17 protein-coding genes and 1 other RNA gene are annotated in these 22,703 nt (G+C 62.2%); 11 read left to right on the top strand and 7 right to left on the bottom strand.

Going from position 1 to position 22,703, the window contains the following annotated elements; translation table 11 throughout:
• The first annotated feature begins 28 nt into the window (after window positions 1-28).
• From NYR97_RS11940 to NYR97_RS11925, 4 genes are all read left to right on the top strand, one after another.
• Window positions 29-1,243, top strand: coding sequence for an FAD-dependent oxidoreductase (locus NYR97_RS11940; RefSeq protein ID WP_316693272.1), 1,215 nt, complete (start codon window positions 29-31; stop codon window positions 1,241-1,243).
• Window positions 1,244-1,507: 264 nt separating this feature from the next.
• A non-coding RNA gene (locus NYR97_RS11935) (sX9 sRNA) lies at window positions 1,508-1,583 on the top strand.
• A gap of 357 nt (window positions 1,584-1,940) precedes the next feature.
• The gene (locus tag NYR97_RS11930) at window positions 1,941-2,447 is read left to right on the top strand and encodes a YciE/YciF ferroxidase family protein (protein WP_074058568.1); all 507 of its coding nucleotides are present in this window, start codon (window positions 1,941-1,943) and stop codon (window positions 2,445-2,447) included.
• Between the two features lie 137 nt (window positions 2,448-2,584).
• Window positions 2,585-3,484 (top strand): manganese catalase family protein, encoded by a 900-nt coding sequence (locus NYR97_RS11925; RefSeq protein WP_316693268.1) that lies wholly within the window; start codon window positions 2,585-2,587, stop codon window positions 3,482-3,484.
• A gap of 530 nt (window positions 3,485-4,014) precedes the next feature.
• Here NYR97_RS11925 and NYR97_RS11920 read toward each other — a convergent pair.
• A complete protein-coding gene (locus tag NYR97_RS11920; RefSeq protein ID WP_316693267.1) occupies window positions 4,015-4,587 on the bottom strand; it encodes a hypothetical protein in 573 nt (190 codons plus the stop codon).
• A 275-nt stretch (window positions 4,588-4,862) separates the two neighbouring features.
• Window positions 4,863-8,405: a CheR family methyltransferase gene (locus tag NYR97_RS11915; RefSeq protein WP_316698193.1), complete on the bottom strand. Its 3,543-nt coding sequence runs from the start codon at window positions 8,403-8,405 to the stop codon at window positions 4,863-4,865.
• Window positions 8,406-8,607: 202 nt separating this feature from the next.
• Here NYR97_RS11915 and NYR97_RS11910 point away from each other — a divergent pair, with 202 nt between their 5' ends.
• Window positions 8,608-8,991 carry a response regulator gene (locus NYR97_RS11910; RefSeq protein WP_168957247.1) on the top strand — a complete coding sequence of 128 codons (384 nt, stop codon included), beginning with the start codon at window positions 8,608-8,610 and terminating at the stop codon, window positions 8,989-8,991.
• Window positions 8,992-9,023: 32 nt separating this feature from the next.
• Here NYR97_RS11910 and NYR97_RS11905 read toward each other — a convergent pair whose 3' ends face one another.
• The 4 genes from NYR97_RS11905 to NYR97_RS11890 form a co-directional block, all read right to left on the bottom strand.
• On the bottom strand, window positions 9,024-9,251 hold the full coding sequence (locus NYR97_RS11905; RefSeq protein WP_316693263.1) for a hypothetical protein: 228 nt from the start codon (window positions 9,249-9,251) through the stop codon (window positions 9,024-9,026).
• Window positions 9,251-10,531, bottom strand: a complete 1,281-nt coding sequence (locus NYR97_RS11900; RefSeq protein WP_046933196.1) for a sigma-54-dependent transcriptional regulator — start codon at window positions 10,529-10,531, stop codon at window positions 9,251-9,253. The genes NYR97_RS11905 and NYR97_RS11900 overlap by 1 nt, the downstream gene beginning before the upstream one ends.
• 565 nt (window positions 10,532-11,096) lie before the next feature.
• Window positions 11,097-11,282: a hypothetical protein gene (locus NYR97_RS11895; RefSeq protein ID WP_168957250.1), complete on the bottom strand. Its 186-nt coding sequence runs from the start codon at window positions 11,280-11,282 to the stop codon at window positions 11,097-11,099.
• Between the two features lie 141 nt (window positions 11,283-11,423).
• Window positions 11,424-12,065, bottom strand: coding sequence for a DUF6766 family protein (locus NYR97_RS11890; RefSeq protein WP_316693253.1), 642 nt, complete (start codon window positions 12,063-12,065; stop codon window positions 11,424-11,426).
• Between the two features lie 220 nt (window positions 12,066-12,285).
• On the opposite strand from NYR97_RS11890, the gene NYR97_RS11885 reads away from it, so the two are divergent.
• From NYR97_RS11885 to NYR97_RS11860, 6 genes are all read left to right on the top strand, one after another.
• Window positions 12,286-13,152 carry an SDR family oxidoreductase gene (locus NYR97_RS11885; RefSeq protein WP_316693251.1) on the top strand — a complete coding sequence of 289 codons (867 nt, stop codon included), beginning with the start codon at window positions 12,286-12,288 and terminating at the stop codon, window positions 13,150-13,152.
• A 1,073-nt stretch (window positions 13,153-14,225) separates the two neighbouring features.
• Entirely contained in the window at window positions 14,226-15,395 is a 1,170-nt protein-coding gene (galE, locus tag NYR97_RS11880; RefSeq protein ID WP_316693249.1) for a UDP-glucose 4-epimerase GalE, read from the top strand.
• Between the two features lie 38 nt (window positions 15,396-15,433).
• Window positions 15,434-16,618, top strand: coding sequence for a glycosyltransferase family 1 protein (locus NYR97_RS11875; RefSeq protein WP_316693247.1), 1,185 nt, complete (start codon window positions 15,434-15,436; stop codon window positions 16,616-16,618).
• Window positions 16,615-17,802, top strand: a complete 1,188-nt coding sequence (glf, locus tag NYR97_RS11870) for a UDP-galactopyranose mutase (RefSeq protein ID WP_316693245.1) — start codon at window positions 16,615-16,617, stop codon at window positions 17,800-17,802. Before NYR97_RS11875 ends, glf begins: the two co-directional genes overlap by 4 nt.
• 93 nt (window positions 17,803-17,895) lie before the next feature.
• On the top strand, window positions 17,896-19,047 hold the full coding sequence (locus tag NYR97_RS11865) for a glycoside hydrolase family 1 protein (RefSeq protein WP_316693243.1): 1,152 nt from the start codon (window positions 17,896-17,898) through the stop codon (window positions 19,045-19,047).
• Between the two features lie 26 nt (window positions 19,048-19,073).
• On the top strand, window positions 19,074-20,831 hold the full coding sequence (locus NYR97_RS11860) for an ABC transporter ATP-binding protein (RefSeq protein ID WP_316698190.1): 1,758 nt from the start codon (window positions 19,074-19,076) through the stop codon (window positions 20,829-20,831).
• A gap of 1,091 nt (window positions 20,832-21,922) precedes the next feature.
• Here NYR97_RS11860 and NYR97_RS11855 read toward each other — a convergent pair.
• Window positions 21,923-22,567, bottom strand: a complete 645-nt coding sequence (locus NYR97_RS11855) for a DUF4142 domain-containing protein (protein ID WP_316693241.1) — start codon at window positions 22,565-22,567, stop codon at window positions 21,923-21,925.
• Between the last annotated feature and the right edge of the window lie 136 nt (window positions 22,568-22,703).

Genomic DNA, 22,703 nt, shown 5'->3' with positions numbered 1-22,703 from the left:
TTGCCATCCACCACACACTTGGAGTCGCATGCACCGTCGTCATTTTTTGCAGAGCGCCGGCCTTGCGCTTGCGGCCGCTTCCACCAATAGCTGGGCCGCGACCGGCCCTGCCAGTGCAGCACCTTCTTCGCCGCTGCCGGCTACGGCGCCAGGCGCGCTGCCGAACCAGTTCGCCGCATCGCCGCCGCTGGCGCCGATCCACGCCTCGGTCGATCGCATCATTGCCATCAACGGCTGCACGCGGCCGTTCCGTGCGCAGGGGCCGCGGATCGAGGCCGAGCGCATCGGTCGCAAGACGGTGGTGCACAACTACGGGCATGGCGGCAGCGGATGGTCGTTGTCGTGGGGTGCGGCCGAACACGCGCTGCGGCTGGTGCGTGCGGCCGATGCCGATGCGCGCGAGCTGGCGGTGATCGGCTGCGGCGCGATCGGACTGACCACCGCGCTGGTAGCACAACGCGCCGGCCTGCGCGTGCGCATCTATGCACGCGAACGCCTGCCGGATGTGCGTTCGTTCTACGCAACGGGCGTGTGGTCGCCGGACTCGCGCGTGTGCACCAGCGAGCACGCCACGGCCGACTTCAAGACGCGTTGGGAAGAGATGGCGCGCCTGTCGTTTCGCCGCTACCAGACCTTGCTCGGCCTGCCGGGCGAGCCGATCGAATGGCGCGATGGTTACGCGTTATCGGATGTGCCGTTCGACCAGCCGATTCCATCGGCCGAAGCACACGAACCTGACTACCCGCCGCTGGAGCGCGAATTGATCCATGACCTCGGCCCGCGCTCGCAGCCGGTCGCTGCCGGCAGCCATCCGTTCCCGGTGCCGTTCGTGCGCCGCTATAGCCAGCTGACCTTTAACCTCAGCGCCTATGCGCGATTGTTGATGGACGACTTTCTGCAGGCCGGTGGCGAGCTGTACACGCGCAGCTTCGAGCACCCGCGCCAGTTCGGCGATCTGCGCGAGAAGATCCTGGTCAATGCCACCGGCTACGGTGCGCGTGCGTTGCTTGGCGACGACAGCGTCATCCCGGTGCGTGGGCAGACCGCGCGCCTGATTCCGCAACCGGACGTGACCTACGGGCTGGTCTGGCGTGGCCACAATCTCAATGTGGTACCACGCCGCGATGGGCTGCTGGTGCAAGCGCAAGGCGCGAACGATTTCAACAACGCCGATGCCACGCCGGATCACGCAGCCTCTGCGGCGGCGGTGCGCGAATTGGCGCGTCTGTTCCCCTCGGCCTGAGCTGTTGCGCGAGTGCCAGAACTCACGCGACGCTGAGTGAAGCCTGCAATGCGCGGGCCAGTGCGGCATCGCCGCTGACCAGTTCATCCCAACGCGATACCACACCGTTGCGCTTGCCCTTTTCGACCAGCTTCAAGCCCTAAGGATCGATGATCAAGGTATGGGCCGACGCGCCGATGTGCAGCTCTCGGCGTAGCGGTTTAGAGCGGCGAACAACACTACTGCGTAGCCGTCAGGCGGACGCGGCCGGTGCTCGGAATCCTCATGTAGCACTCGTAGACTCCGGTTCCTGCGCGCCGTCCGCACCCGCCTGACGGCTGCTCGCTACGTTTTTTTAGCCGCTCGTGTCCAATGGCGTCATGCCGACGTCTCGCGCGGTGGTGGTCCACCGTTGTAGCGCATCGCGGTGTCTGCACGGCGCTGTTTTTGCAGCCTCCCTGCACGGGCCACGGCACAGGCCGCCATCGCATCAGGATCACCGCATCCACCGATCCCGCTAACACGTCGGTGACTAGCTTAGCGACCCATGCGAGACAGCTTGAAATCCGGTCACCGCGACCTTGCAGCACTGGCGTACGTCACGTCCGTGCATGCGATGCCGACGTGACGGAGCCGCTGTCTCGCAGGCAGTTGAAGGCATGACACGCACACGATGCACCGCACTGTTCACCCACCTATCCACTCGAAGGAGCCGCCCATGGCAATCAAGACAATTGAAGAGCTTTTCATCCACGAACTGTCGGACATCTACAGCGCAGAAAAACAGCTGACAAAATCGCTGCCGCGCCTGGCACGTGCGGCGACCGAGCCCAAGCTGGTCGAGGCATTCAAGGTGCATCTGGAAGAAACCCAGGGCCAGATCGAGCGAATCGACCAGATCGTCGAACTGCTCGGCATCAAACTCAAGCGCATCAAGTGTGCGGCGATGGAAGGCCTGGTCGAAGAAGGCCGTGAGGTGATCGAAGAGATCGAAGCCGGCCCGGTGCGCGATGCGGCACTGATCGGTGGCGCACAGAAAGTGGAGCATTACGAGATCGCCTCGTACGGCACCATCGCGGCCATCGCCAAGCAGCTCGGTTACTCCGATGCGATCACGTTGTTGCTTGCAACCCTGGAAGAAGAAAAAGCCACCGATGAAAAGCTGACCTTGCTTGCCGAGCAAGGTGGCAACCAAAAAGCATCCAAGACCAGTAAAGCGGCCTGATGCATCGCGCAGTGCGGCACTGCCGCGCTGCGTCTGCCCGCGTCTGCGGGCATCACCCCCGAAAGCCAGAGCCCCGCGTTTTCATGCCCACTTGCCCAGTGGCAGTCATCCCGGGTGCTAGCCATGGAGCACGACCCATGTTTATGCATAACAAGCGGTTGATGTACACCGTCCGCGTTGCCGAACCGAATCCGGATCTGGCCACGTTGATGCTCGAGCAATTTGGCGGACCGCAGGGCGAACTCGCCGCTGCGATGCAGTACTTCACCCAGGCATTGGGCGAAGACGATCCGGGCCGCAAGGATTTGCTGTTCGATATCGCCACCGAAGAACTAAGCCACCTGGAGATCATCGGCTCGATCATCGCCATGCTCAACAAGGGACCGAAGGCGGTGTTGTCCGAAGGCATGGAAGAGGCCATGGAGATGCGCTCCATGACCCAGAACAGCACCAGTCACACCCAGCAGATCTTGTACGGTGGTGGCCCGGCGCTGGTCAATTCCAGCGGTGTGCCGTGGACGTCGGCGTATGTGGACTCGATCGGTTGCCCGACCTCCGACCTGCGTTCCAACATCGCCGCCGAAGCACGCGCCAAGCTGGTGTACGAGCGTCTGATCACCGTCACCGACGATCCGGGCATCGTGGATGCGCTGCGCTTTTTGATGACACGCGAGGTGGCGCATCAGAAGTCGTTCGAGAAAGCGCTGTACTCGATCGAGCCGAACTTCCCCCCGGGCAAGCTGCCGGGCGACCCGCGCTTCACCGACACCTACTACAACATGTCGCAGGGCGAAGGCGACATGGTGGGTCCGTGGAATGCCGGCGAGCAATGGGACGTGGTTGCAGACCGCGAACTGCAGACTGCAGTCGATGGCGGTGACGGCTCGGCTACGGTTGGGTTGGACGCGACCCAGACCGACGCATTGGACGCGATGTCGTTGCGCCTGCTCTCCAATCCGGAGCTCGACCGCGTGACCGGTGCAGATCTGGGCGCAGGTCCGGGTGCCGGCTCCACCACCGGCGACATCCAGCGCTGAACCTGCTGGGTGCCAGCGCACCCAGCATTGGCCCGGGTCGTTCGCGACCCGGGCTTTTTAGTGCGACGACAAATCAAGCAATGACGACATAAGCTGCACCACGCCAGACAGTGCGTAGGCTGCTCGAAAACATGCACACCGACCATCTCGACTGGTCCTTGCCTGCCCACCGTCGCGGGACCTTACGCGGCATGGATGCCGCGTAAGAGCCTACAGGGACGTACTTGCGGCGTGTCCCGCGATGGTGGGCGGGCAAGGGCCCTGCAGCAAACCCGCAGATCAACCGCTCTGCCCCCGACGCATCCACACCGTTCAATCACCTCTCAAGGCCACCAAGACCGGAGCTTCAGCCTGAGTCGGATGTTCCAAGCCGAACCGGTCGAAGGCTTGATGCCCTAGCCGCGCGCGATGCATGCGAAATGCATGACGTATGACCATGCCGCCTTCCGTAGCTGAAACAACATCGCGCGACCAGAACGACGAGGGGCCCCCAGGGGCCCCTTTATGTTTGCTGCCTGACATTCCCCCACTTAAACGCGCGCGATCTGCGCCAAGTGTTCCTCGCTGGTCCAGTCAGGCCGTACGCCGGCTGCAGTCGTATAGCGACCCAGCTGCCAAGGCGTGAGATGCAGCATGGCTACTTTGCCGCCGACCTGCAGCCATTGTTTGACATCGCCATCGATGCAGAGCGGACGATGCGTAGGCATGCTGGCCGACGAGGCCACCAGCAAGGAGAACCCCATTTGCAGGCGGCCGCCGATATCCATCACGTTGCGCAGGCCCGCTGCGTACACCTCGCCATTGTCCTGACTCAACCAGGTGGCGGCAGTGCTGCCATCTGCAGAGGCCGTGCAGACGAATCCGCATAGCGGAATCGCACAGCGCTGGGTTTCCCAGATCGCCAGGTCCACGCCACCCAACCAGCTCGGCTCCTGCATGTGGATCGAGCGCTGCTGTCCGGGAGCGCGTCGACCAAAGGTGGCACGCTCTTCGCGTTTGCCGCCCCGATCGGCGATCAGAATGTCCGCATCGGCGCCCACGCCGGCCTCGACCCATGCGTTGCTCGCCACGCGGGCGGACAACTGAAGAATGCGCGTAATCATGACTACTCCACTGTGTACGTCTCAAGGACTCGGGGGTCGATACGCACAATGCGCGCCAAGTTTATGACTGACGTGGACACCGGTGCTGCAAGGATCTCGTTGAATTCAACTGCACACTCTTTTTAGCGACGATCTAACAGGTCGCAAGATGTGCACTGGTGCGCAATTTTTTCCGTGACGGGTACGTTTGCATGCAGGTCTGCATGCAGTTGCAGTGCAACGCGACGGAGCTCGCTACGTTTTGTTAGCCGCTCTTAGACCGTGTGCGATGCATCTCACCCGTGCATCGAATTGAGCGGCAGCTGGATTTCGCATTCCAGTCGCGTATCGCTGAGCTCGTAACGCGTCTGCGCGCCGTGGCTGTAAGGCAAGGCTTTTTCGATCAGGCGACGGCCGAACCCACTTGCCTCATCGCGGTCGTGACGCAATTTTTTAACTGCGCCTTCCTCGACCCAATGCAGCACCAGCCGCGCGGGGGTGTTCTCGCCGGACACCACATCCCAGCGGATCGACAAGGTGCCGGTCTCCACCGCAAGCGCGCCATGCTTGAGTGCGTTGGTGGCCAATTCGTGCAATGCCAGCGCCAGTGTCTGCACGGTGGATTTGCGCAACGCCACATCCGGGCCTTCGACCAGGATGCGCCGCTGATCCGGCTCGGCACCGAGCGCATCCAGTTCCATGTGCAGCAGCGTACCGATGGTGGTCGGCATCGCATCCGACTGCGACAACAGGCCTTGCACGCGCGACAGGGCCGATAACCGGTCGTCGAACTTGCCGATGAACTCCGGCATGCTCTGGCTGGTCTGCACGGTCTGCCTGGCTACCGATTGCACCACCGTGATCAGGTTGCGGGTGCGGTGCTGCAACTCGCTCACCAGCACGCGCTGCTCTTCCTGCAGGCGACGTAAATTGTCTGATTCGGTGGACGTGCCCAGCCATTCCACGACCTGGCCGCGCTCGTCGCGCACCGGCGAGCCACGGGTATGAAACCAGCGATAACTCTGCTCGGCAGCGTTGTACAGGCGATGCTCCACATCCAGTTCACCGGTGTGCCGGCTGTCGTGCCAGGCAACCATTGTCAGCGCGCGTTCGTCCGGATGCACTGCCTGCAGCCAGCCCAGTTCCAGGCCGTCGGCATCGCTTTGCCCGGTATAGCGCGACCACTGCGGGCTGGACCAGGTCCAGTGCCCCCCATCGAGCGAGCGCCACACCAACTGCGGAATTCCTTCCATCAGAGTGCGCAGGCGTTGCTCGCTGCTGCGCAAGGCCTGCTCGGCCAGTGTCAGCGGGGTCACGTCCATGAACGTGAGCACCGCGCCACCGATGAAGTTGTGCACGGTGCGATACGGCAGCACACGCACCATGTAGCGTGCGTGGGTGGTGGGGTTTTCCACCTCACGATCGAACACCGCCAGCGTGCGGATGACCCGGTGCACGTCTTCCTGCAGTTCGTCGTAGTCTACGTGCAGCTTGATATTGCTGATCGGCCGATGGATATCGCTTTCCACCAACGGCAGGATATCGGTGACTGCAGGAGTGAAGTTGGTGACGCGCAATTCGTTATCCAAAAACACCGTGGCGATCTGGGTGCTTTCCAGCAGGTTCTTCAGATCGCTGTTGGTCTGCGCAAGTTCCTGTACGCGGTGGGCCAGCTCACCGTTGACCGTGGTGACTTCTTCGTTGACCGACTGCAGCTCTTCCTTGGAAGTTTCCAGTTCCTCGTTGGCGCTCTGCATCTCTTCGTTGAGCGACTGGTATTCCTCGTTGGAGGACTTGAGTTCTTCGTTGGTGCTCTCCAGCTCCTCAATCATCGACTGCAGCCGCTCACGGGTGATGCGCAACTCGTTTTCCAGCACCTGCATCTGCGCATCGGTGGAGGCAGTGTCGCGTGGCGTGGGCAGCTCCACCGGTTCGCGCGCTTCCACTTCCTGAAACAGCACCACATACCCGCGCGGCACCTCCGAGGAAGAGGTCGGCTCCACGAACAGATCCACCGCCCAGGTCGAGTTGTCCTCATGCACCTGGATGCCGTTGACATGCACAGGCGACTGGTCCGATTCGGCGCGGCTCAGCGCACTGCGTAGATCCAGGCGCAGATCGCGATGGATCAGGTTGAGCAGGTTGAGGCTGGGCGCACCACTGCCGGGACGAATGAAACGCCCGGCCTGCGCGGAGAAATGCAGCACATCGAAATGCTCGTCCAGCACCGCATATGCCGGCGCGTACCGATCGGCGATGCGCTCGCCGGCACGCACCAAGGCATCGCTAGAGGTGCGCTGCCGCTGCGGCGGTGCAGGCACCCTGCCCGCTGCGGCAAGCGGCATGTTGGGAAAGGTGGCATGCACGTTGTTCTCGGCATCGATACGCTGAAAGACGCGGAAACTGCGTTCCACCGGCACGAACAACTTTGCGTGGCGCGAGACGTTTTCGGCATTCCCCAGGAACAGGTACCCACCCGGCCGTAGCGCGAAATGAAAGATCGGGATCACCCGGTTCTGCAGCTCAGCATCCAGGTAGATCAGCAGATTGCGGCACGACACCAGGTCCAGCCGCGAGAATGGCGGGTCCTTGACGATACTGTGCTGGGAAAACACGCACAACTCACGCAGTTCCTTGCTCACCACATAGGTATCGCCTTCCTTGACAAACCAACGCCGCAGGCGCGCCGGCGCAACCTCGCCAACGATACTCGAGCTATACCGCCCCACCCGTGCCGCCGCCAGCGCACGTCCATCGATATCGCTGGCAAAGATCTGGATGCGGGGTGGGGAATCCAGCGTTTCGGCGTGCTCACGCAGCAGCATCGCCAACGAATACGCTTCTTCCCCGGTGGAGCAGCCCAGCACCCACACGCGCAGGCTGTCGCCCACGTGCTTGCCCTGAAACAGGCGTGGAATCACCTGCTGCTCCAGGAACTCGAACTCGCGGCGGTCGCGAAAGAACTGGGTCACACCGATCAGCAGATCGTTGAACAGCTGCAGCGGTTCGTCGAAGCGATTGCGCAGCGCATCCAGATAGTGTTCCAGCGTATCCACCTGCACGACCTGCATGCGCCGTTGCACACGGCGCAGGAACGTGGCGCGTTTGTAACCATGGAAATCGTGCCCGGTGGTGTTACGCAAGATGCCCGCCACCTGGCTCAGTTGATCGTTCTCGCTGCCAGTGCGCACGCCAGTTGGGGCGGCATGACCGAGTCCGTGATGGCGCTGCATGTGTGCGGCGATACGCGCGGCCACAGCTGGCAGCGGCAGAATGTCGTCGCTGATTGCGGCCGCGTTGCTTGCGCTGCGCAGATCCAGCGCCTGCAACGCAGGATCGTCCACCACCAGCGCAAGCCCACCGCATTCCTTGATCGCTGCAGTGCCCAGCGTGCCGTCACCATCGAAGCGGCCCATGATCAGACCGATCACGTTGCCGTCCTGGTCGTGCGCCATCGATACGAAGAAGGTGTCGATCACACCATGATCGCTTTCGCCTTCCAGCAGCGCGCGCAGACGCACGCGGTTTTCTTCCAACGTCACCAGCGTGTCGCTGTGCGGCAGATAGAAGTGCCCCGGCTGCAGTTGGTCGCCGTCATTGGGCACCAGCAGTAGACTGGCCTGATCGCCAAGCAGTTCGCGCAGCAGGTCCTCGTCCAGCAGCTGGCGATCGCGCAGCAACAGCATGATGGCCAGATTGGATGCCCCCGCCACTGTCTCCAGCAATTCGGCCAGGCGGGCAGCATCGAGCCCCGCTGCGCCTATCCCGAGAACGAACAAGGGCGCCTGCGCTGGAGCATCGGGCACCGCGTCTTCCTGGGCAGCAGGGTTGTTGGTCATAACAGACATCACATCGTCGGTGCGGGACGGAACCATCCTCGTTGATCATGAGGTAAAGCAAGGTAGACATCTACGCGCGCGGCCATATGTCCCTGAACGTTGAAGAGATCGCTCTTTGAAGCGCTTGCTTACGCGCGTTATTAACGCGGGGTGCGCGCACGATGCGTGCGTCGTCAGACCGCATTTTAGTTCCGGAGTTCTTATGTCCAACACAGCGCTGCACGGCCGCCGCATTCTTGTGGTCGAGGACGATTATCTGCTCGCCCAATCGCTCAACGACTTGCTGATCGAAGCCGGTGTCCGCGTGGTCGGACCGGTGGGCAATGTATCCGACGCGCTTTCGCTGGTGACCTCGGGCGAAGAGATAGACGGTGCGTTGCTCGACGTCAATGTGCGCGGCCAGCCGGTGTTTCCGGTGGCCGATGCATTGCTGGAGCGCGGGGTCCCGTTCTCATTCTGTTCCGGTTATGACCGCTACACGCTGCCGGCGCGCTTTGCGCATCTGTCGTACTGCATGAAGCCGTACAACCCGCGCGCGATCACCACGTTGCTGAGCGACCAGGCTCAACCGGCCGAGCATTATTGATCATCCTCTGATCGGATCTCACCGACAACCCGTCACCGATCGGAAGTGTCGGCATGGGTGTCTTTTATCTGCTGCCGGGCGCGCTCTTCTTCGCCGAGCTGATTGAGCAGCTCCACCGCTGACTGATGTGCGCTGCGCAAGGTCTCCAGTGGCTTGGAGGCCTCGTTGCGCAACGCATACAGCGCAAATCCCATTACGTTGAGGCGGTTGCGCAATTGGTGCAGCAGCTCACGCCGCTGTCCATCGGATGCATCGGCCACTACGCGTCCTTGTCGCTGAGCCGGTTGTGCAAGGTGCGCACACTGATGCCCAACTCGCGTGCGGCGGCCTTCTTGTTGAAGCGGGTGCGTGCCAATGCTGCCTCGATCATCGCGTCTTCGGCCTGGCGCATGGTCCAGCCTGCGGGAATCAACAATCCGTTCTCGTCGGCCTGCGGCACGGTCTGCTCCACATCCGGCGCACTCAACAGGTCGCCATCGGAGCGTAGATACAGATAACGGATGAACGAGCGCAGCTCGCGCACGTTGCCCGGCCAGGTGTGATATGCCAGATAGCGCAGCAATGACTTGGTCGGCAACTTGCGCGTGCCGTATTTGACATTGAGTTCGTCGATCACACGCAAGCCCAACAGCCGCGCATCGCCCCGCCGTTCGCGCAGTGGCGGCACCGGGATCGGATATTCGTTGAGCCGGTAGAACAGATCCTCGCGCAGCACCGCTTGCTCGCGCTGCACATGCTGGTGGGTGGCAGCGACCACGCGCGCATCGAGCGGAATCTCTTCGTTGCCGCCCACGCGCATGAAGCTGCGCGATTCGATCGCCCGCAGCAGATACACCTGCAGGCGCTTGGGCATTTCGCCGATTTCATCCAGAAACAGCGTGCCGTCGGCAGCCTGCTCCAGAAATCCGGCATGCCGACGATCGGCGCCGGTGAAGCTGCCGCGCTCGTGACCGAACAGCTGGCTTGCCAGCAGCTCTTCCGGGATTGCGCCGCAGTTGACCGGCACAAAGCGACCGCGACGACCGGAGACACGATGGATGGCGCGCGCGACCAGATCCTTGCCGGTACCGGTCTCGCCGGTCACCAGCACGTTCAAGTCGGTTGGCGCCACGCGCACGATGTCCTTGCGCAACAGCACGATGCTGTCGCTGTTGCCGACGATGCCCAGGTTGCCCTGCTGCGCTTCACGCAGACCGCCGAGCACACGCTCCAGGCGTTCCGGCGCGAATGGCTTGGTCAGGAACTCGCTGACCCCGAACTGCTGTGCGCGGCCCTGGGTTTCATGGGCGTAATCGCCCGACACCACCACGATCTGTGGCGAGTGATCCGGATCGAGCCGTTCGATGAGATCGAAACCGCTGCCGTCGGGCAGGCCAACGTCCACGACCAGTAGATCGGGGAAATTGCTGTCCAGCCAACGGCTGGCTTCGCCAAGGGTGTGCATGCCCTTGGCCCGGAAGCCGCTATCGGTGGCTAACTCCACCACCTGATCGCAGAACTCCACGTCGTCGTCGATGATGGCGCAGGAAAGACGGTCCATGGGCGCTTCTGTCCGCAAAGTGCTGATACATGTTCAGTTGAGAATTGTGACGACGACGCGAAAAAGCGTCTCTCACCACGTCGAGTGGCACACCGGTGTCATCACCATCAGGGATGAGCGTAGCTATTTCCCCAATGTCGAGCCCGCCGTGCCGATTCTGACCGAAGTACGCACGGCAAATCCTGGTTACGCCAGTGCCAAGCGTCACGGTTGGGCTCGGTCGCCGCAGCGGAAGTGCCAAAACGCCACGAAGTGCAAGGTTTTGCGACGGCTGCCACGCCAGTCAGAGGCGGATGCCATCATCGATGAGCCACTGGATCAGCTCGCTTGCGCTGTTACATCGCAATCTAGGCGTCAGCTGGTGCTGACCTGGGCCAGCGCCATGCGAGGCGTTGGGCGAACCGTTCCAGCGGGGCCGGTCGGGTTCGATGTGCTATCCACAGCCTACGCACTCATCGTGGAGAGCGTGTGTACAGATTGCTCAACCCCGCGTCCTGTGTGGCTGTTGAAAGTAGAAGCGCCCGCAACTGCGGGCGCCTTCATCGGTATCGCATCGCGGATGGGCTCAGCGTTTTTCCGACCCATCCGGGCGTTCGTAGTCGTGCTCCGGATCCGCCTTGTTGACGTCGCGGTCTTCGTCGGGCATGTCGTGCACCTTTCGTTCGGCATTCTCGTTGCGCTGCTCTTGCGGCGTGAACGGCTTGCTCTGATCATCGTCCGGACCCCACGGCTTCTTCGGTTCGCTAGCCATCGCGGTTCTCCTGCCTGATTGTCGTGCCAGCACGCTAGGCTGGCGGGCATTGCAAGCTGGTGAACAAACCTGCGTCGCCGTGTGAAGTGATTGCGCAGATGGCCCCGCCGAGCGCGCCAAGTACGCCTGATCCGAACATGCTCAGCCACCGGTCTGCGAATACGGTGCCGCCACCGGTTTGGACTGCGGCGAGTCCTTCTGCCGTAGCCAGATGGTCAACACCACCAGCGCAAATACCGCCAGGAATTCGCTCTGCCAGTTCTGCATCGATTCGAACCAGAACCCGGCGTCGGTGAAATGGTCGAGGATGCTGATCGGCGGCAACCCTTTTTGTGTGCGCTCCAGCAACGCAAGCCGCCAGCTGCCAAGCAGATGCAGGACAAAACTCATCAGGAACAGCGCGCCAAATGCCAGCGCCAACGAGTGCTCATACACGCGCAGCCACAGCCCACCGGCACGCACCGGCCACGGCGTCTGGCCCGGCTTGATCTCGGCGTTTTCTTCAGCAGGATCGAGCGGACGCGACTCTGCCGAGCCCACCTGGCGCAGCTTGACGGTCAGCAGCACATACATGCCCATCTGCAGGAACTCGCTTTCCCAGTTCTCGAACAAGGCCGAGACGAAATGCGCGCTGTGCAGATACGCGGCCAGCAGTAGCGTTGGCTGGCCCTGCTCTGTCAACTCCGCGTTATAGGCATGCAGGCCGGCATAGATCTGGCAGCCGATGAAGAGCAGCGTCAGCGCAAGCAGACACAACGACAACCCATTGCGACGAAAGAACATGCGTAACTCCAGACGATGCGCGCAGTATCGAGCGTGATCGGCAAAAGCGCATGAAGCCTGCGCGCACTGCCCACCGTGAGGTCGGCTGGCGTGCTTGCTGACAACGTGAACGCGCCAAGCGCAACACACATGCCGGCGACATCGTCTAGCCCGGACGTTTACGTCTGCATGACCACACTGACACTCACTTCGTAGTGATCCACACCGTCAGGAGACCCACATGCCCGTTCCCAATTACCCACGCCCGCCGTTCAAGCCGCAGCAGCAGGGCTTCCCCGGCCGGACCGAGAAGATGGATCCACGCCCGGACCATGGCGAAGACAGCTATGTCGGTCATGGGCAGCTGACAGGCAAGCGCGCGCTGATCACCGGTGGCGACAGTGGCATTGGCGCTGCCGTGGCGATTGCCTATGCACGCGAAGGCGCCGACGTGGCCATCGCGTATCTGCCCGACGAGCAGGAGGACGCGGCCAGAATCGGGGCGCTGATCGAAAAGGCCGGCGTCAAGGCGCTACTGGTCGGCTGCGATATCAGCGACCCGCACCAGGCCGCAGCATTGATCGAACAGGTCAACAGCGCCTTCGGCGGATTGGACATTTTGGTCAACAACGCCGGCTACCAGAAGTATTTCGAGAATTTCGAAGACATTACGCTGGAAGAATGGCGCAAGACCTTCGACACCAATGTGCATGCGGTGTTTCATCTGGTGCAGCTGTCGGTGCCGTTGATGAAGGACGGTGGCTCCATCATCAATACCGCCTCGGTGCAGTCCAAGAAACCCACGCCGAATATTCTTCCCTATGCCGCCACCAAGGGCGCGTTGGCCAACCTCACCATTGGCCTGGCCGGCGTGCTGGCCGACAAGCACATCCGCGTCAATGCGGTGCTGCCCGGCCCGATCTGGACACCGTTCATTCCTGCAGGCATGGACGAAGACTCGGTGGAAAACTTCGGCAGCCAGACCCCGATGGGACGGCCCGGCCAGCCGGTCGAGCTGGCGTCGGCCTACGTGATGCTGGCGGCCGACACTGCCAGTTACACCTCAGGCACGTTGCTGACCATTGCCGGTGGCGCCGTCACGCTGTAGCCCGCTCCACGTTGTCGCCAAACCCGCGTTGCTCTCACAGCAACGCGGGTTTTTTTGTGTGCAGCAGCGTGCTGCATGTGCATTCTAGATTCGATCAAAGGCTTGGTTGGCCGAGCGCGCGGTGCCCTTGCCGCTCACGGGACACGCCGTGAATCCGTCCATGGAGACTCAGTGGCGGCATCCATGCCGCCACATGGTCCCGCGAGCGGCAAGGACACCGCACCAGCAAGTTTGCAGGTTGCTTTGTTGAAAGCTGTCTGTTGACAGCCTTGCGTTGCGAAGCTGATCGAATGCGCCTCTGTTATCCGAACAACGCACGTAATGCACTGCTTGCAACCACGCACACCGACCATCTTCGATGGTCCTTGCCCGCCCACCATCGCGGGACCTTACGCGGCATGAATGCCGCGTGAGAGCCTACACGGACGTACTTGCGGCGTGTCCTGCGATGGTGGGCGGGCAAGGACCCTGCAGCAAAATAACAGCATCAAGAGCACAGCGAGGACATCGCACCAGACAGGTCGCTGGCTGCTTTGTTAAAAACATGCGTACCGATCAACTCGACTGGTCCTTGCCCGCCCTCCGTCGCGGGACCTTACGCGGCATGGATGCCGCGTAAGAGCCTACACGGACGTACTTGCGGCGTGTCCTGCGATGGTGGGCGGGCAAGGGCCCTGCAGCCAAACCGCAGATCGGCCGCTCCTCACTGAAGACCCAACTCCTAAGCTCAGCAATGAATCGCCGGGAAATGATTTTTGCCAGCCACTCCTGGCACCCAGTGTGCGCGACTAAAAAACACACAGCGCCGGTGAGTAACTAGTCAACGCCTCACTCGCGTGGCACACACCTACCCCTGCGCCTGTTCTCACGTTCTGCCACCTACCGTAGATCGTGTTGGACCGTGATGCATGCAGTCTCTGCTCGCCCAGACCTGGCTGCCGCCCAATGCGTGGCTGCTCATCAGCACGCTGTCGGCGCGATGACATCACCCAACACGCAGGCAAACGTGCGCGGTGGTGATCCGCGTCCTGGGTAAGCCGGCGCCTCAGCGCCCTCCACAAGGCAGGCAATCAATGAGAATTTTGGTCACCGGCGGCACCGGTTATATCGGCTCACATACCTGCATGGAACTGGCACGACGTGGGCACGACGTGTGCATTGTCGATAATTTGAGCAATTCATCCGAGCGCGTGCTCGACCATCTGCAGTATCTGATGGGAGCTCGACCGGAGTTTCATCGCATGGATGTGCGCGCACCAGAGCTCGCTGAGTTGCTGAGCAGCAAGCGCATCGATGCCGTACTGCATTTTGCCGCACTCAAGGCCGTTGGCGAATCGGTGCGCGAGCCGTTGCTGTATTTCAACAACAACGTGACCGGCACGCTGGCGCTGTTGCGTGCGATGCGCACCGCCGAAGTGTCCAACCTGGTATTCAGCTCCTCGGCCACCGTGTATGGCGATGAAAACATCAGCCCGATCGAGGAAAGCGCACCGTTGAAGGCGATCAATCCCTACGGCCGCACCAAGTTGATGATGGAAGAAATGATCGGTGATCTGAGCATCGCGTGGCCCGAATTCAATGCTGCGCTGCTGCGTTACTTCAACCCGGTGGGCGCGCATCCCAGTGGGTATCTGGGCGAAGATCCGCGCGGCGTGCCGAACAACCTGATGCCCTATATCGCGCAGGTGGCCGTCGGCCGCCGCGCTGCACTGCAGGTGTTCGGCGATGATTACCCCACCGCCGACGGCACCGGGGTGCGCGACTATCTGCACGTGATGGATCTGGCGCGCGCGCATGTGGATGCCATCGACTACCTGCAGCGCGAACGCAAGGGACTGGTGGTGAACCTGGGCAGCGGACGCGGCCACAGCGTGCGCGAGGTGGCTGCCGCATTCGAGCGTGCCAGTGGCTGCCGCATTCCGTTGAGCATTGCACCGCGCCGCGATGGCGATGTGGCGGTGTATTACGCGAACGCCACGCTGGCCAATCGGCTCTTGGGCTGGAAGGCCGAATACGACCTGGACCGCATGTGTCGCGATACCTGGCGTTGGCAGCAACTGCATCCGGACGGCTATGCGACCTCGCGCCTGACCAGACCGCGCACCCCGGCCACCGTGCCCGAGCGTGAGCTTGCGCGCGAGCTGGTCCTACCGTCACGTCGCTTGTTGCCTACGACAGAGGGACGCCGCCGCAACGAGTCCGCTCGCACCCTGCTGGCTGCAGACCGTCTCTCGCGCGCGTGACGCGCGCTGATTCTTTCCTTTTAGATTGAGGGCATTCCATGAGCTGGGCTGGTCAGTTTCACTACGACATCGGCAACACCCGCCGCGCCGTCGCATCCGACAACACCCCGCAATTCGACCCATCGCGACCCACGCTGTTGTGCTTGTCGCATCTGCGCTGGAGTTTTGTGTATCAGCGCCCACAGCATCTGATGTCGCGCTTTGCGCATGATTTCAATCTGCTGTTCTGGGAGGAGCCCATCGCCTGCGACGAACCCGAGCCGTGGCTGCAGGTGCGTGGCGAAGCGGGCGGCCTGCATGTGCTGGTGCCCCGCCTGCCGACCGGTTGCGAAGGCGAGGCCGCCGTGCAGATCCAACGCCAGTTGCTGGATGGCTATCTGGCCGAACTCGGTGTGGACGATCTGGTGCTGTGGTACTACACACCGATGAGCCAGAGCTTCAGCGCGCATCTGCACCCGCGCGTGATCGTGTACGACTGCATGGACGAGCTGTCGGCATTTCGCGGTGCGCCGCCCGAACTGGTACAGCGCGAACGCGAACTATTGCAGCGCGCCGATGTGGTGTTCACCGGTGGCTACAGCATCTGGGAAGCAAAACGCGCGCTGCACGCAAACGCACATGCCTTTCCCAGCAGTGTGGAGGTGGCGCATTTCGCTGCGGCACGCGCGCCCCAGCAGGAGCCTGCCGATCAAGCCGACATCGCGCATCCGCGCCTGGGTTTTTATGGCGTGATCGACGAACGCTTCGACGTGGAGCTATTGCGCAGCATCGCCGCGCAACGCCCGCACTGGCAGTGGGTGATGATCGGCCCGGTGGTCAAGATCGACCCGGCCGAGTTGCCGCAAGCCGACAATATCCATTACCTGGGTGGCAAGAGCTACGACCAGTTGCCCGGCTATCTATCCGGATGGGAGGTGGCGTTGATGCCGTTTGCGATGAATGCCTCCACCCGCTTCATCAGCCCGACCAAGACGCCCGAATATCTGGCTGGCGGCTGCCCGGTGGTCTCCACGCCGATCCACGATGTGGTGCGCACCTATGGCGACACCGGCGTGGTGCGCATTGCCGACACGCCCGATGCATTCGTTGCCGCGTGCGAGGCCGCGCTACGCGACGGCGCCGACCGTGAGCAGCTGCTGGAAACCGCTGACCAGGTGCTGGGCGATATGTCCTGGGACCACACCTATGACTTGATGAAGGAGAAACTCACGTGGAAGCAATGACACCTTCGGGCAGCGTTCCGCTGGCGAGCACGCGCACCCTCGGCGGTACCCGGCGCGGATTCGATTACCTGATCATCGGTGCGGGATTTGCCGGCAGCGTACTGGCCGAGCGCCTGGCCGCAGGCCTGGGCAAGCGCGTACTGGTGGTGGACCGCCGCCCGCATATCGGCGGTAACGCCTATGACTTCCACGATGACGCCGGTGTGCTGATCCATCGCTACGGCCCGCACATCTTCCACACCAATGCGCAGCGCATCGTGGATTATCTGTCCAACTTCACCCAATGGCGGCCGTACGCGCATCGTGTGCTGGCGCAGGTAGGCGAGCAGCAGGTGCCGATCCCGATCAACATGACCACCTTGAACCGGCTCTACGGTTTGCAGCTTGCAACCGAACAAGACGCCGCTGCATTTCTGGCCAGCCGCGCCGAACCGGTGGCCGATATCCAGACCAGCGAAGACGTTGTGATCAACCAGGTGGGCCGCGAATTGTACGAGACCTTCTTCCGCGGCTACACGCGCAAGCAATGGGGTCTGGATCCGTCACAGCTGGACAAGTCGGTGACCTCGCGTGTGCCCACCCGCACCAATGACGACGACCGTTACTTCACCGACACCTTCCAGCAGATGCCGCTGCACGGCTACACCCGCATGTTCGAACGCATGCTCGATCACCCCAACATCAAGGTGATGCTCAATACCGATTACCGCGAGATCCGCGACGAGCTGGACTACGACCAACTGGTCTACAGCGGGCCGGTGGACGAATACTTCGACTATTGCTACGGCAAGCTGCCGTATCGCTCGCTCAAGTTCGAACACAGCACCGTGGATCAGGAACACTTTCAGGCGGTGGCCACGGTCAACTACCCGGCCGAAGGTGTGGCCTACACGCGCATCACCGAGTACAAGCATCTGACCGGCCAGCAACATCCCAAGACCAGCCTCACCCACGAGTACCCATCGGCCGACGGCGACCCGTATTATCCGATTCCACGTGCGGAGAATGCCGCGCTGTACCGGCGCTACGAGCGTCTGGCGGCCGAGACGCCCAATGTCACCTTCCTCGGGCGGCTGGGCACCTACAAGTACTACAACATGGATCAAGTGATCGGCCAGGCATTGGCCTTGTTCAAGCGCATCGAAGAGGCAGAACACCAGCGTCACGCCGAACCGGCTGTCTGATCGGCAACACCCCGCCCCACCGCGCTCGCGCTGCGGGGGCAGTCATCGATGGTCGGTTGCCAGCGTGCAATCGATCGTGCAGCAGGATGTCAGATGCATACCCCCACAGTGTTCGACAGTTTTTTCATGGCGGGGTTCGAGTGTTCGACCCATCGCCGCCGCGATGGCCGCCGGCTGGATCTGATCGCCGGCACCAAGCACGACCGCTGGGCCGCCAACGATTACCGCGCCGTCTCGGCGCACGGCTTGCGTACTGTGCGCGACGGCGTGCGCTGGCACCTGATCGAACAACGCCCCGGCCATTACGATTGGTCCAGCTTTCTGCCGATGCTGCATGCGGCCAATGCTGCCGGCACCCAGGTGATCTGGGATCTGTGCCATTACGGCTGGCCGGACGATGTGGATATCTGGGCGCCGCACTTTGTCGATCGCTTTGCGCGCTTTGCCGCTGCGGCGGCGCAATGCGTCAAGAACGAAACCGACGCGGTGCCATTCTATGCCCCGATCAACGAGATCTCGTTCTGGGCCTGGAACGGCGGCGACCACTCAGGCATGTATCCAAAGGCACGCGGACGCGGCTTCGAGCTCAAGCATCAGCTGGTACGCGCCACCATCGCCGCGATCGATGCGGTACGCCAGGTGGAACCGCGCGCGCGCTTCGTGCAGGTGGACCCGGCCATCCATGTGATCCCCTCCAACGACCGCCCCGGCCCGCGCCGCGAAGCCGAACGCCTGCGGCTGGCCCAGTTCGAAGCCTGGGACATGATCTGCGGCAAGCAATGGCCCGGATTGGGCGGCACACCTCAGCATCTGGACATCATCGGCCTCAACTACTACGCAGACAATCAGTGGTATCTGGGCGGCACACCGATCCTGCGCAGCTCAACGGATTACCGCCCGTTTTCGGCCATCATCGACGAGTTCTGGCAGCGTTATCGGCGCCCGATGTTCATCTCCGAAACCGGCGCCGAAGCCGACAAACGCGGCCCCTGGCTTGACCATGTCGGCAGCGAAGTGGCATTGGCGATGCAGCAAGGCGTGCCGATGGAAGGCATCTGCCTCTACCCGGTGCTGGACTATCCGGGCTGGGACAACTACCGCCATTGCCCCACCGGCCTGTTCGGTTATGCCGATGAGCAGGGCGAACGCCCGTTGCATGCCGGGCTGGCCAGACAGCTGCGTCGCGAACACGAACGCTTTGGCCTGCAAGCGCCGCAGCTTGCACTAGCCGACATCGACACGTGACAACGCCCACTGCCCAGCCGGAATTATTGCCGGACACGCCGGCACGCTTTCTGTGGCATTACGTTCGCCAACGGCCCTGGCATTTCAGTGGGTTGTTGTTGTTGATCATCGGCGCCGCCGGCTGCGCGGTGTCGGTGCAGTACGGCATGAAGGTGTTGGTCGATGCGATGGCCACCGATCAACGCAACCAGGCCAATGTGTGGTTGCCGCTGGGCGTGTTCATCGGCCTGATTGCGGTGGAAAACCTGCTGTGGCGCCTGGGCGGCTGGTTGGGCTGCAGCACCGTTGTTGCCAGCGTGGTGGATATCCGGGTGGATCTGTTCCGTCATCTCACCGGACACCCGATGCGCTATTTCAGCGAGCATTTCGCCGGTGCGCTGGGCAATCGCATCACCGCGCTCGGCAGTGCGGCCGGGCAGATCTACGGCGGGCTGGCGTGGAAGATCGTGCCGCCGATCGTGGATTTCATCGGTGCCATCGTGTTGTTGCTGACGGTGGACTGGCGCATGGCCGCCACCCTGGTCGGCTTCATCGGCATTGTGGCGGCCATCATCACCAGCTTCGGCATCCGCGGCCGCGCCAAGCATCAGCGCTTTGCCGCGCAGGCCGCACGCGTGGGCGGCGAGTTGGTGGATGCGGTGTCGAATGTATGGACGATCAAGGCATTTGTCGCGCGCGATCGCGAAAGCGCACGGCTGGCAGAACAGATCGGCTATGAAGCGGTCGCGCACCGGCGCAGCTGGATGTATGTGGAAAAGGCCCGCGTCATCCATGACATCTGTCTGTCGTTGATGGCCGGCGGCATGTTGATCTGGGCGATCGGCGTGTGGCGTGCCGGGGCGGTGAGCGCAGGCGATGTGGTGCTGGTCAGCGCGCTGACGTTTCGCATCCTGCATGGCTCACGCGACCTGGCGCTGACGCTGGTGGATACCACGCAGCAACTCGGCGCGATCGCCGATACCTTGCAGATCATCCTGCAGCCGCATGCATTGGTGGATGCGGCTGCGCCATTGACGCTGGCCGAAGGCGATGTGCGCTTCGAACATTTGCACTTTGCCTATCCCGATCGCCCGGCGGTGCTGCACGACTTGAATCTGCATATTCCATCAGGCCAGAAGGTCGGCATCGTCGGTCCATCCGGCGCCGGCAAATCGACCTTGATTGCATTGATCCAGCGGCTGGACGATGTGGAATCCGGGCGCGTGCTGATCGACGGCCAGGACATCCGCAGTGTCAGCCAGGACAGCCTGCGCGAAAAGATCGCAGTGGTGCCGCAGGAAACCGCGCTGTTCAACCGCAGCATTGCCGACAACATCCGCTACGGGCGGCCGGACGGCAGCGATGCAGATGTGCAGGACGCCGCGCGGCATGCCTTCTGCGATGGATTCATCCGGCAACTGCCGCAAGGCTACGACACCCAGGTTGGCGAGCGCGGGGTGATGTTGTCCGGTGGTCAGCGGCAGCGGCTGGGCATCGCGCGTGCGTTTCTCAAGGACGCACCGATCCTGATCCTGGACGAAGCCACCTCGGCACTGGACAGCGAATCGGAGGCGGAAATTCAGGCCGCGCTGGATCATCTGATGCGCGACCGCACCGTGCTGGCGGTAGCCCATCGGCTGTCCACGGTGATCGGCTTCGATCGCATCGTGGTGCTGCAGGAAGGCCGCGTGGTCGAAGACGGCAATCCTGCACAGCTGCGCGGGCATGGCGGCGTCTTCGACGGGTTGTGGCAGCGGCAGGCGGCCGGATTCGAGCAGGCAGCACCTGACCAGACCCAAGCGTAATGCTAGGTGGATCACGTGCGCGTCTCTCATGCCGTTACGCGCGCAAGTGCCGCTCAATGACCGAAGTAGTTGCGTAAAACTGGCAGGCGTCATGTGCCGAGTCAGCTTGTGCGCGGCGCCGCATCCGGTGTCGGGACACGCCGTGAATCCGTCCGTGGAGGCTCAGTGGCGGCATCCATGCCGCCACATGGTCCCGCCCCCGGATACGACACCGCGCTTTCACCTTTCGCGACTGCGGATCGACAAGCAATGTCATAAGCCGGGCGTCACGTCTGCGGATTCGCAATTATGCCTGAGCGATGCTTTGGCATCGCTCGGATGCGGCCAAACGAAGATCCAGCACTTCACAAGCGAAGGACACTTTCAAAGCCGCGATCAATCTAAAGCGCGATCAGTCACCAGTGGCGGATTTTCCTGCAGCAACCGACAACAATGGGTGGTGCTTGCACGCGTACCGGCGTGGGACCTTACGCGGCATGGATGCCGCGTAAGAGCCTACATGGACGTACTTGCGGCGTGTCCCACGCCGGTGCGCGTGCAAGCGCCCGCAGCAGACTGAAGCCTTCGCGCAGAACCGGCAGGCGTCGTGCGCGGCGATAGTCAATTCGCGAGATTGCATCCACCCTTTACGGCTGCTGATAGGCAAGCAACACCTTCGCTTTATTCTGCAGCCACCGACAAAACCTGAAAGGTGCTTGCACGCGTGCCGGCGTGGGACCTTACGCGACATGGATGCCGCGTAAGAGCCTACATGGACGTACTTGCGGCGTGTCCCACGCCGGTACGCGTGCAAGCGCCTGCAGCAGACCGAAGCCTTCGCACAAAACCGGCAGGCGTGGTGCAATCCGATAGTCGATGCGTAGTGCCACATCCAGTGTCGGAACACGCCATGCATCCACCCAAGACTGCTACGTACCGGCATCCATAACACCGCAGAGCCAATCAAGCGATGATGACATCGCACTTTCCAAGCTGCTCATCTTCGAACGGGTACCAAAAAAACAACTGCGCCCACCTGACGATGAGCGCAGTCGTTTTGTTGGCCGCTAGCATTCATTTTGTTGGCCGCTACAAGAGCGACCAGCAACCGATCAATGCGCTTGGGTCGACTTGGTGCGCAGCGCCTTGGCATGTTCGAGGTGCTGGGCAATCGTTTCGCGGGCACGCTGCAGTTCCTTGCCCAGATCGCTCGACCCCGGCTCGCTGCTCAATTGCGTATCCAGCAGTGCTAGCGCCTGCTCATGGCTGGTCACGCTGGCCTGCAGGTACTGCGTTTCGAATTCCTTGCCGTTCAACCCGTCCAGGCGCTTGCGGGTGCCGTCCGCGCGTGCGGACGCGGCCTGCGCCAGGGTGCCATTGCGGTCCGGCGCAAAACGGCTGAGGTCGGTCAACGCGGCGCTGTGGGCTTCATCCATCTTGCGCGCGAACTGCAGCGATTCGCCGCCGATGCCCTTCACCACAGCCAGTTGCGCCAGCGTGCGCTCCTGCTCGTTGAAGATGACCAGTGCACCCAATGCCTGCTTGCGGTCGGTGGAAATGTTGGCATCGGTGCGTAGTGGGTCGCCATGCGGTGGCGTTGCACTCCTGGCGGCAGGTCCGGTCAACGTGGTCTGTTGAATGTCGCGGTCGCTGCCAGTGTCGCTGGTCGCATCGGTCGATTGGCCCTGACGACGCTGCCATGCCTTGTACGCCACATAGCCCACGGCGCCGGCGGTTACCATCTTGAAAAGTCCCATTACTGCCTCCTGAGTGATCGTTGCTTGGCGATCATTGATTGTCGGGTTCGCATCGTGATGTGTGGAATGACTGCAAGCGATTTGACGAGTGATCCCAGGGTGCGAGTGCGAGGGTTATCCAGACGTGACTTGCGCA

Source organism: Xanthomonas hydrangeae (genome assembly GCF_032697525.1).
Taxonomy (GTDB): Bacteria; Pseudomonadota; Gammaproteobacteria; order Xanthomonadales; family Xanthomonadaceae; genus Xanthomonas; species Xanthomonas hydrangeae.
This window is presented reverse-complemented; position numbering and strand designations above follow the sequence as displayed.